This window comes from Bradyrhizobium sp. WBOS08, from assembly GCF_024585125.1.
GTDB lineage: Bacteria > Pseudomonadota > Alphaproteobacteria > Rhizobiales > Xanthobacteraceae > Bradyrhizobium > Bradyrhizobium japonicum_B.
Map to the genome: position 1 here is coordinate 1466385 of NZ_CP028988.1, position 12402 is coordinate 1478786.

10 protein-coding genes are annotated in these 12402 nt (G+C 64.6%); 8 read left to right on the plus strand and 2 right to left on the minus strand.

What is annotated here, in order from left to right; translation table 11 throughout:
• Nucleotides 1-4 precede the first annotated feature (4 nt).
• Nucleotides 5-679, minus strand: a complete 675-nt coding sequence (locus DCM80_RS07140; protein WP_028137580.1) for a Crp/Fnr family transcriptional regulator — start codon at nt 677-679, stop codon at nt 5-7.
• Between the two features lie 336 nt (nt 680-1015).
• Between DCM80_RS07140 and DCM80_RS07145 the strand changes: the two genes are divergently transcribed.
• The 6 genes from DCM80_RS07145 to DCM80_RS07170 all read left to right on the plus strand — a co-directional run bounded on the left by DCM80_RS07145 (nt 1016) and on the right by DCM80_RS07170 (nt 8228).
• The gene (locus tag DCM80_RS07145) at nt 1016-1837 is read left to right on the plus strand and encodes an ABC transporter ATP-binding protein (RefSeq protein ID WP_257196340.1); all 822 of its coding nucleotides are present in this window, start codon (nt 1016-1018) and stop codon (nt 1835-1837) included.
• The gene (locus DCM80_RS07150) at nt 1834-3765 is read left to right on the plus strand and encodes a long-chain fatty acid--CoA ligase (protein ID WP_257196341.1); all 1932 of its coding nucleotides are present in this window, start codon (nt 1834-1836) and stop codon (nt 3763-3765) included. Before DCM80_RS07145 ends, DCM80_RS07150 begins: the two co-directional genes overlap by 4 nt.
• 178 nt (nt 3766-3943) lie before the next feature.
• Nucleotides 3944-4837, plus strand: coding sequence for a branched-chain amino acid ABC transporter permease (locus DCM80_RS07155; RefSeq protein ID WP_018317428.1), 894 nt, complete (start codon nt 3944-3946; stop codon nt 4835-4837).
• Between the two features lie 3 nt (nt 4838-4840).
• On the plus strand, nt 4841-5914 hold the full coding sequence (locus DCM80_RS07160) for a branched-chain amino acid ABC transporter permease (RefSeq protein ID WP_028137583.1): 1074 nt from the start codon (nt 4841-4843) through the stop codon (nt 5912-5914).
• Between the two features lie 44 nt (nt 5915-5958).
• Nucleotides 5959-7242 carry an ABC transporter substrate-binding protein gene (locus tag DCM80_RS07165; protein ID WP_257175612.1) on the plus strand — a complete coding sequence of 428 codons (1284 nt, stop codon included), beginning with the start codon at nt 5959-5961 and terminating at the stop codon, nt 7240-7242.
• A gap of 146 nt (nt 7243-7388) precedes the next feature.
• Complete coding sequence (locus DCM80_RS07170; protein ID WP_257175613.1) at nt 7389-8228, plus strand: ABC transporter ATP-binding protein; 840 nt, start codon at nt 7389-7391, stop codon at nt 8226-8228.
• A gap of 12 nt (nt 8229-8240) precedes the next feature.
• Here the strand turns inward: DCM80_RS07170 and DCM80_RS07175 are convergent, their stop codons facing one another.
• The gene (locus tag DCM80_RS07175; RefSeq protein ID WP_257196342.1) at nt 8241-9395 is read right to left on the minus strand and encodes an AGE family epimerase/isomerase; all 1155 of its coding nucleotides are present in this window, start codon (nt 9393-9395) and stop codon (nt 8241-8243) included.
• 86 nt (nt 9396-9481) lie between these two features.
• On the opposite strand from DCM80_RS07175, the gene DCM80_RS07180 reads away from it, so the two are divergent.
• On the plus strand, nt 9482-10705 hold the full coding sequence (locus DCM80_RS07180; RefSeq protein ID WP_257196343.1) for a phenylacetate--CoA ligase family protein: 1224 nt from the start codon (nt 9482-9484) through the stop codon (nt 10703-10705).
• A 312-nt stretch (nt 10706-11017) separates the two neighbouring features.
• Entirely contained in the window at nt 11018-12394 is a 1377-nt protein-coding gene (locus tag DCM80_RS07185) for a CBS domain-containing protein (protein WP_257196344.1), read from the plus strand.
• Nucleotides 12395-12402 lie beyond the last annotated feature (8 nt).

The following is a 12402-nucleotide window of genomic DNA, read 5'->3' on the forward strand; positions in this document are numbered from 1 at the left end:
CGCGTTAGTCCCCGTAGCCGCGCAGCCGCTCGATATCGAGGATGGTGACGCCGCCATATTCCAGCCGCAGCAGCCCCTCCTTCTCCAGCCGGTTCAGCGCGCGGTTGGCGTTCTGGCGGGACATGCCGGAGAGCGCGCCGATCTCCTCCTGGGTGATCTCCAGATGCGCGGTCGATTCCGGGTAGAGGATCGGGTTGAACAGCGAGGCGATGCTGCGGGCAAGGCGCGCGGTCGCATCGAGGGTCCGATTGACCTCGAGCATGCCGATGAACTGGCCGAGCCGCTCGTTGAGCTGGCGCACCAGAAAGCGGTTGAAGCCGACGCTGTTCTCGAACAGCCACATGAAGGCGCTGCGTTCCATCAGCGCGACGCGGCTGTCGCGCAGCGCGACCACGTCATAGCGGCGCGGCTCGTTCTTGAGCACGCTGCCCTCGCCGAACCAGGCCCCTGCCGTCAGCCCGGCCAGGCTCGTTTCCTTGCCGTCCCGCGAGACCCCTCCCATGCGGGCAAGACCGCTGACCATGCCGGCCCAATAGGCGAAGATGTCGCCGCGCATGAACACGGTCTCGCCGGTGCCGTAGGACCGCTCAGTGATACCGGCGCGCGCGACCTCGATCTCCGCTTGCGTGAGCTCGCGCGACCAGGCGGCGACGCGCTTCAGATGATCTTCTGAAATCATGATCTCGCGAACAGCCGCACCGTTTCGTCACTCCACCTTCTGTTGCATTGCAACATGATTATGACGACTGCCACCCGACGAAAGATGAAGGCCGCTGCCGCCCGGCAAACTTTGTCGCAGAATTGTCAGCCGGGAGACATTTCAAAATAGCGCTTTCCCCTATTGAGAACCACCTCGGCGATGCGGCTCTTGATCCCTGACGGGAACGAGAGTGGCGCGGGCTCCGGTCGAGACCATCTGCTGCATGGCCTCACCGGCACCACCGTACTAGGATCGCCGGACAGAACGGACGAAGAGCGCGGCTAAAAAGCGCCATCACCGGGAGGGTTTCGTTTGGTGGCTACCAGTCTTGAAGTGCGCGGCGTGTCCTTGCGATTCGGCGGCGTCCGTGCGCTGACCGATGTCAGTTTCGCCATCAAGGACGGCGAGCTGTTCTCGATCATCGGCCCCAATGGCGCCGGCAAGACCTCGATCGTGAACTGTATTTCCGGTCGCTACAAGCCGACTGAAGGCCAGCTCTTCTATGGAGACCGCGACATCACCGGCTTGACGCCGAATGCCCGGGCCTCGCTCGGCATCGGCCGCACCTTCCAGAATCTCGCCCTGTTCCACCACATGAGCGTGCTCGACAACATCATGGTCGGCCGCCATCACCTCCTGAAGAACAATTTCCTGACGGGCTCGCTGTACTGGCTCACCGGCGCGCGCAAGGAAGAGCTCGAGCACCGCCGCAAGGTGGAGGAAATCATCGACTTCCTCGATCTGCAGTCGGTGCGCAAAGCCACCGCCGGCACCCTCTCCTACGGCCTGCGCAAGCGCGTCGAGCTCGCCCGCGCCATGGCGCTGGAGCCTCGCCTCATCCTCCTCGACGAGCCGATGGCCGGCATGAACTTCGAGGAGAAAGAGGACATGGCCCGCTACATCGTCGACCTCAACGAGGAGTTCGGGATGACGGTGGTGATGATCGAGCACGACATGGGCGTGGTGATGGACATCTCCCATCGCGTCATGGTGCTGGATTTCGGCAAGAAGATCGCCGAAGGGGACCCCGCGACGGTGCTCGCCGATCCTCACGTCAAGCGTGCCTATCTCGGCGAGGAAGACGAAGTGCTGGTCGATCCCGACGATGCACCGCCTGCGCAGGAGAGCGCGGCATGATGGACTACGCAGGCCGCGTCGCGCAGGCCGACACCTATCCCAAGATGCTCCGGCTCAACGCCAGGGAGCACGGCAACGAAATCGCGTTGCGGGAGAAGGATCTCGGGCTCTGGCGGCTATTCACCTGGAACGACTATCAGGCCCGCGCGCGCGACTTCGCGCTCGGTCTCGTCGAAATGGGCCTTGGCCGCGGCGACGTCATCGGCATCATCGGCGACAACCGGCCGGACTGGGTCGCGGCGGAAGTCGCGACGCACGCCATCGGCGGCCTCAGCCTCGGGCTTTATCGCGACGTGCTCGACGAGGAGGCTTCCTATCTCCTCAATTATGGTGAGGCACAGCTCGTCTTCGCCGAGGACGAGGAGCAGGTCGACAAGCTGCTCACCCTCGCCGACCGCGCACCGAAGCTGAAGCACATCATCTATTCCGATCCGCGAGGGATGCGGAAATACGACGACCCGCGCCTGATGTCGGCGGATGCGTTTGCCGAGCTCGGCCGGGCACGTGCCGCGCGCGAGCCGGAGCTCTACGACCGCCTCGTAGATGCCACCAATGGCGAGGATGTCGCGATCCTCTGCACGACGTCGGGCACCACGTCTCATCCCAAGCTGGCGATGCTCGCCGCCGGCCGGGTGCTCGGTCATTGCGCGACCTATCTCGCCTTCGATCCGAAAGGGCCGGACGACGAATACGTCTCCGTGCTGCCGCTGCCGTGGATCATGGAGCAGGTCTACGTGCTCGGCAAAGGCCTGTTGTGCCGCATGAAGATCAACTTCGTCGAAGAGCCCGACACCATGATGAACGATCTGCGCGAGATCGCGCCGACGTTCGTCTTGTTCGCCCCCCGCGTCTGGGAATCCATCGCCGCCGACGTCCGGGCCAAGGTGATGGACGCCACGCCTCTCAAGCAGCGCCTGTTCGACGTCGGCATGAAGAGCGGCCTCGCCGCGCTCGAACAGGGCAAGCGCTCCGCCCTTGCCGACGCCATCTTGTTCCGCGCGCTGCGCGACCGCCTCGGCTTCACCCGCCTGCGCTCGGCCGCGACCGGCGGTGCGGCGCTCGGCCCCGAGACCTTCAAGTTCTTCCAGGCGATGGGCGTGCCGCTGCGCACGCTCTACGGCCAGACTGAGCTGCTCGGGGCCTATACGCTGCATCCCGAAGGCAAGGTCGATCCCGACACGACCGGCGTGCCGATGGCCGACAATGTCGAGATCCGCATCGACAATCCCGACGTCCACGGCGTCGGCGAGATCGTGGTGCGGCATCCCAACATGTTCCTAGGCTACTACAAGAATCCGGAAGCGAGCGTCGCCGACATCAAGGACGGCTGGATGTGCTCCGGCGATGCCGGCTATTTCAACGCCAACAACCAGCTCGTCGTCATCGACCGCATCAAGGATCTCGCCGAGACCTCGCGCGGCGAGCGTTTCTCGCCGCAATTCATCGAGAACAAGCTGAAATTCTCGCCCTATATCGCCGAAGCGGTGGTGCTGGGCGCCGGCCGCGACGCGCTCGCGGCGATGATCTGCATCCGCTACTCCATCATCTCGAAATGGGCGGAGAAGAACCGCCTCTCCTTCACCACCTACACCGACCTCGCCTCGCGGCCCGAGGTCTACGCGCTGCTGCACAAGGAGGTCGAGACCGTCAACGCCACGCTGCCGCCGGCCCAGCGCATCTCGCGCTTCCTGCTGCTGTACAAGGAGCTGGACGCCGACGACGGCGAGCTCACCCGCACCAGAAAAGTGCGCCGCAGCGTCATCAACGAAAAGTACGCCGGCATCATCGACGCGATCTACCGCGGCGATTCCGACATTCCCGTCGACACCGTGATCCGCTTCCAGGACGGCACCACACAGCGGGTGCGGACGACATTGCGAGTGGTGGACCTCGGGGTGCACGGGCACATGGCGGAGGCGGCGGAGTGAGCCAAATGTCCATCACGCGCGGTGCTGCCCTTCGCCTCTCCCCGCTTGCGGCAGAGCAATCGCATATGCCGTCCGTCATTGCGAGCACAGCGAAGCTATCCAGACTGCGTCCACAGAAAGACCCTGGATTGCTTCGCTGTGCTCGCAATGACGATGCAGGTGCAGCAGGAAATCATAAATGAACACCGCCTTCCTCATCCAGCTCTTGGTCAACGGCCTCGTGGTCGGCACGCTCTATGGCGTGGTCGCGATGTCGTTCGTGCTGATCTACAAGGCGACGCAGGTCGTCAATTTCGCGCAAGGCGAGCTGCTGCTGGTCGGCGCCTGGGTGTGCTGGGCGCTGCTGGCGAAGTACCAGGTGCCGTTCTGGATCGGCATGCCGATGACGCTGGTGTTCATGTTCGTGTTCGGCATCGCGGTCCAGGTCCTGATCCTGCGGCCGATGATCGGCGAGCCCATCATCTCGGTCATCATGGTGACGATCGGACTCTCCACGGTGCTGCAGGCCACGCTGAAATGGATGTTCGGCGTCAATCCGCAGCCGTTCCCGCGCGTGTTCGAGAGCCAGTCGGTCAGCCTGCTCGGGCTGCAGATCCAGACCGTCTATGTCATGAGCCTCGTGGTCTCCGTCGCCATGATGATCGGCATGGCCTGGTTCTTCCGTGCGTCGAAATACGGCCTTGCGATGCGCGCCACCGCGTTCAACCAGCAGGTCGCGCAATCGCTTGGCATTTCCGTCAAGAGCGTGTTCGCGATGGCCTGGGCGATCTCGGCGACGGTCTCGGCAGTCGCGGGTGTGGTCGTCGCGGTCGTGAACGGCGTGTCGTCGGGTCTTGCCGCCTACGGCATCAAGGTCTTTCCGGCGGCGATCCTCGGTGGGCTCGATTCCGTCGGCGGCGCCGTGCTCGGCGGCATCATCATCGGCCTGCTCGAGAACGTCGCGCAATATGTCGACAGCGAGTATCTGCACTGGGGCAATCTCTACGAGATCGCGCCGTTCTACGTCCTCATCATCGTGCTGATGATCAAGCCCTACGGCCTGTTCGGCACCCACGACATCGAACGGATCTGACCCATGGCCGGCCCTGCCCTCATTCCCGCTGGTGATTTCCGCACCTCCTATGCGGCCGACACCACGATCTTCCCGACCGCCACCAGCCGCAACTTCGCCATCGCGGGCGTCGCGCTGCTGTGCTTCGCGCCGCAATTCTTCAGCGGATACTGGCTCAGCATCCTGATCCAGATCGGCATCTTCTCGATCGCCGCGCTCGGCCTCAACATCCTGGTCGGCTTCACCGGCCAGATCTCGATCGGGCACGCCGCCTTCTTCCTGCTCGGCGCTTTCACCTCGGCCTACATCTCCAACAACGCGCCGATCCCGGTGTTCTTCGCCATCCCGCTCGCGGGAATCGTCACCGCGCTGGTCGGCCTGATCTTCGGCATCCCGGCGGCGCGGCTGAAGGGCCTCTATCTCGTCATCGCGACGCTGGCCGCGCAGTACATCCTGCTCGACTTCTTCTCCCGCGCCGAATGGTTCTCCGGCGGCTCGGTGCCGGCGAGTGCCGCGCCTTTCTCGATCTTCGGCTATACGCTGCGCGGCGACCGACAATATTTCTACGTCGTGCTGGCCTATGTGCTCGTGAGCTACATCCTCGTCACCAATCTGATGCGTACGCGGGACGGCCGCGCGCTGGTGGCGATCCGCGACCATTATCTCTCCGCCGAGATCATGGGCATCAACCTGACGAAATACCGCACGCTGTCGTTCGGGCTCGCCGCCTTCTTCGCCGGCATTGCCGGCGCGCTCTACGCGCACTACCAGCTCGTGGTGTCGCAGGAAGGTTTCGGCATCGAGCGCTCGATCTTGTTCCTCGCCATGATCATCATCGGCGGCACCGGCTCGGTCATGGGCACGCTGATGGGCACCGCCTTCGTGGTGCTGCTGCCGGAATCGATGGAATGGCTGAGCCATCATCTGAAGGGCGGCGCGATCGACCAGGCGCTGTCACTCAACACCAACATCACCTTCCTGCGAGAGATCGCGATCGGGGTGATCATCATCGCGTTCCTGATGTTCGAGCCCGATGGGCTTGCGCATCGCTGGCGGCAGATCAAGGCGTACTGGAAACTCTACCCGTTCTCGCATTGAGCGCGGACCACTTCACTTAAACAATAAACAGGAGGAACCGACCCATGACGATGAAGTCACTTTTGAGCACCGCATCGCTCGCGATCGCGATCGCCGCATTTTCGACCGGCGCGCAGGCGCAGATCGCGATCGGACACCTCGCCGACTATTCCGGCGGCACCTCCGACGTCGGCACGCCCTTCGGCCAGGCCGTCGCCGACACGTTCGGCTGGGTCAACAAGAACGGCGGCGTCGGCGGCAAGCAGCTCAACCTCGACACCAACGACTATGGCTACCAGGTGCCGCGCGCCATCGCGCTCTACAAGAAGTGGTCGGCGCCGGACACCAAGGTCGCCGCGATCATGGGCTGGGGCACCGCCGACACCGAAGCGCTGACCGGCTTCCTCGCCCAGGACAAGATCCCCGACATGTCCGGCTCCTATGCCGCCGCACTCACCGATCCCGGAGGCATCAGCGGCAAGGCCAAGCCCGCGCCCTACAACTTCTTCTACGGCCCGAGCTATTCGGACGCCCTGCGCGCGATGCTGATGTGGGCCGCCGAGGACTGGAAGGCCAAGGGCAAGTCCGGCAAGCCGAAGTTCGTGCACATGGGTGCCAACCATCCCTATCCGAACGCGCCGAAGGCCGCCGGGGAAGCGATGGCGCAGGAGCTCGGCTTCGAGGTGCTGCCGCCGCTAGTCTTTGCACTCGCACCGGGCGACTACAGCGCGCAGTGCCTGAGCCTGAAATCCTCCGGCGCCAACTACGCCTATCTCGGCAATACCGCCGCCTCGAACATCTCGGTGATGAAGGCCTGCAAGACTGCCGGCGTCGAAATCCAGTTCCTCGGCAACGTCTGGGGCATGGACGAGAACGCTGCGAAGACCGCGGGCGATGCCGCCAACGGCGTGATCTTCCCCTTGCGGACCGCGGTGAGCTGGGGCGGCGATGCGCCCGGCATGAAGACGGTGATGGAAATCTCCAAAATGTCCGACCCGACCGGCAAGGTCTATCGCCCGGTGCATTACGTCGCGGCCGTCTGCTCCGCGATGTACATGAAGGAAGCGATCGATTGGGCCGCCAAGAACGGCGGCGCCACCGGCGAGAACGTCGCCAAGGGCTTCTACCAGAAGAAGGATTGGGTGCCGGCCGGAATGGAAGGCGTCTGCAATCCCTCGACCTGGACCGACAAGGACCATCGCGGCACGCTGAAGGTCGATCTCTATCGCACCAAGATCTCGGGCGCGACCGACGGCGACCTCAACGATCTCATGGCCAAGGGCACGATCAAGCTCGAGAAGGTCAAGACCGTCGAGCTGCCGCGCAAGCCGGAATTGCTGGGCTGGTGAGCCAAGCATTTGCCGAGCCCAGAACTGTCATCCCCCGCGAAGGCGGGGGATCCAGTACGCCGCGGCCTTTCGGGGGAACGTCAGGCGTCTCTGGAATACTGGGTCACCCGCCTTCGCGGGTGACGACACCGAGAAAGTAGCTGATCATGAGTGAAACGGCCGAGATCGAGCGTCCCTCCCCCAGCATCGTAGCCGCGCCTCCACTCCTCGCCGTGCGCAACATCGAGGTGGTCTATGACGACGTCATCCTGGTGCTGCGCGGCCTCAGCCTCGACGTGCCCAAGGGCGCGATCGTGGCGCTGCTGGGCGCCAACGGCGCCGGCAAGTCGACGACGCTGAAGGCGATCTCGGGGCTGCTCAAGACCGAGGACGGCGAAGTCACCCGCGGCGAGATCTTGTTCGAGGGCGAGCGCATCAACGGTATCGATCCCGACAAGATCGTCCGCCGCGGCATCTTCCAGGTGATGGAGGGCCGGCGCATCGTCGCCGACATGACGTCGCTGGAGAACCTCAAGCTCGGCGCCTTCACCCGCAGGGACCGCGAGGTCGATTCCGACCTCGACATGGTCTTCAATTACTTCCCGCGCCTGAAGGAGCGCACTGGCCTTGCCGGCTATCTCTCCGGCGGCGAGCAGCAGATGCTGGCGATCGGCCGCGCGCTGATGGCGCGTCCGAAGATGATCCTGATGGACGAGCCCTCGATGGGCCTGTCGCCTCTGCTGGTGAAGGAGGTGTTCTCGATCATCCAGAAGATCAACCGCGACCTCGGCGTCACCATCCTCCTGGTGGAGCAGAACGCACGCGCCGCGCTGTCGGTGGCGAGCCACGGCTACATCATGGAGCAGGGCAAGGTCGTGCTCGACGGCAGTGCCGACGAATTGCGCGACAACGAGGACGTCAAGGAATTCTATCTCGGCGGCGCCGGCGACCAGCGCAAGAGCTTCAAGAACCTCAAGAGCTTCAAGCGGCGCAAGCGCTGGCTGTGATCCACAAGAAGCCTAGCCCAGCACCTGCTCCGCTTCCGTGACCGCGCAGAGAACATGATAGAACGACGACGCAGGAATGGTGTCGATCAGCGATTTGCCGTCGCGATCGAACTGGTCGTACCAGCCGCCCTTCACGGGATGGCTGAGATAATGCCGTTCGAGCCGCACCAGCGCCGCGCGGGCCTCGTCCGCCGCCCCTGCCTCGCCCGACTCGGCTTGCGCGATCCACGCCTTCGCAATCTCGGTCTGCGGCCACAGCCGGCGCGTGCTGCGGCGGATGTTGCCGACGTCGTCGCCTTCGTCGATCAGGCAGCCCGTGGTCTCGTCGCGATAGCGCATCGCGGTCGCCAGGAGTTCGGCGCGCCGTTGCCCGGTCGGGCAGCCCGTGATGCGCTCGAACCCCTTCAGCAGCCAGACCCATTCCGCCTGATGGCCCGGCTCGACGCTGACCGGCTGGATCTTCGACCAGTCCTCCTCGAAATACTCCGTCAGGATGCGCTTTTGCTTGTCGTAGAGATTGGCCAGGAACAGCGCGAAGAATTCGCCGGCGCGGTTCTGGAACGACAGATCGTGGGTCGCGTCGAAACAGGCGATCATCGCCTCGAACAGATGCATGTGCGGGTTCTGCCTGCGCGGCAGCGAGACCGGAAGGCCTTCGTGCACGCCCCCATGCGGCGAACGGAGATGGCCGTCGAGGAAAGCGAGCAGTGCGTCGATCTCGGCGCGAACCTGCGCGTCCTGGTCGAGCGCGTAGACGGTCGCGAGGGCAAACAGGATGAAGGCGTGGTCGTAGGCATCACGCCGGCCGTCCAGCACCGTCCCCTCCGGCGTCAGCCGGTGCACAAAGCCGGGCCGGCCGTCGGGCGCCTTGGCTTTGGCCAGCAGATGTTCCAGTCCCTTCAGCGCGACCGCGCGCCCCTCAGGATACCAGCCCATCTGCGCCGCCTTGGCGTAGCAATAGATTTGCCGGGCCTGAACGAACACGCGCCGCGGCGCAGCCGCATCCGCCCTGCCATCGCGGTGCAGCCGGTCGATGAAACCGCCGGTAGCCTGATCCCAGCCGACGGTCGACCACAGCGGCAGCGCCTCGTCGACCATGCGGAGCTTCAGGCGCGCCACGACATCCGCAGCCTCATTCGCCGCCGCAACGCTTCCCATGTCCGCCATCGGGTCCTCTCCAGGCCTCGCCAATGGCGGTCTGATACCCATGCCGGTGGCGGCGCGCAACGGATGCCAACACGGAAAGAACAGCCATGACCGCCCATTACGATGCCCGCGAGACGCGCGAGCCGGCAGCCCGCGAGGCCGATCTGTTCTCCCGCCTGCCAGAGGTTCTGCGCGCCGCGATGGCTGCGCCAGCTTATGCCGAGCGGCTCCGGGGCCTTGATCCCGCCGCCGTGGCCTCCAGGACCGCGCTGGCGGGCCTGCCGGTGCTGCGCAAGTCGGAACTGCCCGCTTTGCACAAGGCTTCTGCGCCCTTCGGAGGCTTCGTCGCGGCGCCCCCCGGCTCATTCGCCCGCCTCTTCACCTCCCCCGGGCCGATCTTCGAGCCGGAGGGACGGCAAGCCGATCCCTGGCGCGGCGCAAGGGCCCTGTTCGCGGCCGGGTTCCGGCCCGATGACATCGTCCTCAATACCTTCAGCTACCATCTCACCCCCGGCGGCTTCATCTTCGATGCGTCGGCGCGTGCACTCGGCTGCGCCGTGATTCCCGCAGGGCCCGGCAATACCGAGCAGCAATTCGAGCTGATCGAGGCCTACCGCCCGGTTGGCTACAGCGGCACGCCGGACTTCCTCAAGATATTGCTCGATGCGGCGGCGAGTTCGGGCCGCGACGTCTCCTCGATCAAGCGTGCACTGGTTTCCGGGGCCGCGTTCCCGCCCTCGCTCCAGGCCGAGATCAAGGCGCGCGGCATCGACGCCTACCAGGCCTTTGGCACCGCCGATCTCGGCCTCATTGCGTTCGAGACCGCGGCGCGCGAGGGCATGATCGTGAACGAGGACCTGATCCTGGAGATCGTCAAGCCCGGCACCGGCGATCCCGTGGCGCCCGGCGACGTCGGCGAGATCGTGGTGACGTCGCTCGACCCGCATCATCCCTGGATCCGCCTTGCGCTCGGCGACCTCACCGCCGCTCTCCCAGGTCCGAGCAAATGCGGGCGCACCAATATGCGCATCAAGGGCTGGATGGGCCGCGCCGATCAGACCACGAAGGTCAAGGGCATGTTCGTGCGTCCCGAGCAGATCGCCGAGATCGGCAAGCGTCATTCCTCGCTCGGAAGACTGCGCCTCGTGGTGACACGACAGGACGAGACCGACGCGATGACATTGAGAGCGGAAACGGCGACCGCGAGCGAGGCGCTACGCGAGGAGATCGCCGGGACTTTGCGCGCTGTGACGAAGCTCGGTGGCGCCGTCGAACTGGTCAGCCCCGGCGCACTGCCGAACGACGGCAAGGTGATCGCGGACGAACGCTGACTTCAAGTCGCGTCCCGGATGCGTGGAGCGCATCCCTCCGCAGTTGAGATCAACTCGCGGTCGCGCGGCAGCACCGCGCGCCGTCGTGATGCCCATCCCGGCCCGATTCCAATCGCGACCATTTCGTGCGGTCTCGTTATGGAAGCCTGCGCCAAGCACTCGGCCAATGTAGAGCTACAACCCGACCAAAGTGCTTGGCACCAGCCATTGGCGGGATACCGGCGGGCCCAGGAACCTTGCATCGTCGCTGCCGCTCCCGTATTACGAACCCTTGCGATATGGCCGGAATCGGCCCTTTCTGGACCCCAAAACGTGCTTGAACGAACCCTCGTCACCATTGCCGAGACCGAAACCATTGAGGAAGCCTTCCGGCGCCTGAATGCCAATATGCTCGGCATCCTGTTCGCGCAGGACGCAAGCGGACGAATCGTCGGCGCGGTGACGGACGGCGACATCCGCAGGCGCATGCTGACAGGCACCACGATCCAGGACAGGGTCGCGACCTGCATCAACCGCAACTTCGTCTGGGCCCGGACCGGTGGTCCGCGCGAGCAGATCCTCAAATTGCTCGACCAGCGCGTGCACGTGGTGCCGATCCTCGATGGCGAAGGACGGCTGGTCGACGTGTTCAGCCGCGAGCTGTTCAACCTGTCCGAAGAGAGCGAAGTGTTCGCGCGCGCCCGCTCGCCGGTGCGGATCAGCTTCTCCGGCGGAGGCACCGATCTCACGCACTATTTCGTGGCCAATGACGGCGGCGCCGTCATCAACGCCACGATCAAGATGTACGCTCATGCGACGCTGCGACGGCGGAACGATTCCAGCATCCGGATCTATTCGCACGATTTCCGTCGCACGATCGAGGCCGACAATCTCGCAGAGCTTGGAACGGACGGAGATCTCGCGCTGATCAAGTCCGTCGTGCGCCTGATCAAGCCGGCTTACGGGTTCGAGCTCGAAGTCTCCGCTGACTTCCCGGTCGGCTCCGGTCTCGGCGGCTCGGCGGTGGTCACCTCCGCCATCATCGGTTGCTTCAACGAATTCCGCAGCGACCAGTGGGACCGCCACGAGATCGCGGAGATGGCATTCCAGGCCGAACGGCTGATGCTCAACATTCCCGGCGGCTGGCAGGATCAGTACGCCACCGTGTTTGGCGGCTTCAATCACATGGAGTTCTTCTCCGACCAGAACACCATCGTTCCGCTGCGGCTCGATCCCAACATCATCGCCGAGCTCGAGGAGAGCCTGGTGCTCTGCTACACCGGCTCGGGCCGCGATTCCGGCGACATCCACCGCGACCAGAAGGCACAACACGAGACAAGCGACGCCGTCGCCGCGGCCGCCAAGCAGAAGGAGGTGACGCGCGACATCCGGCGACACCTCTTGCGCGGCCAGCTCCTGGAATGCGGCCGGCTGATCGACGAGGCCTGGCACGCCAAGCGGAAGCTGAGCTCGAAGATCTCGTCGGACGCGATCGATGCCATCTACGATTTCGCCAAGCAGCATGGCGCCGTCGGCGGCAAGCTGCTGGGCGCCGGCGGCGGCGGTTATTTCCTGTTCTTCGTTCGCCCGTTCGAGCGCTACCAGCTGATCGCCGCGCTCGAACAACAGGGACATACCTGCTCGCGCATCATGTTCGAAGAGAACGGGCTGCGGACCTGGAAATCGCGTTTTCCGACGCGATTCACCTGACTATGAGA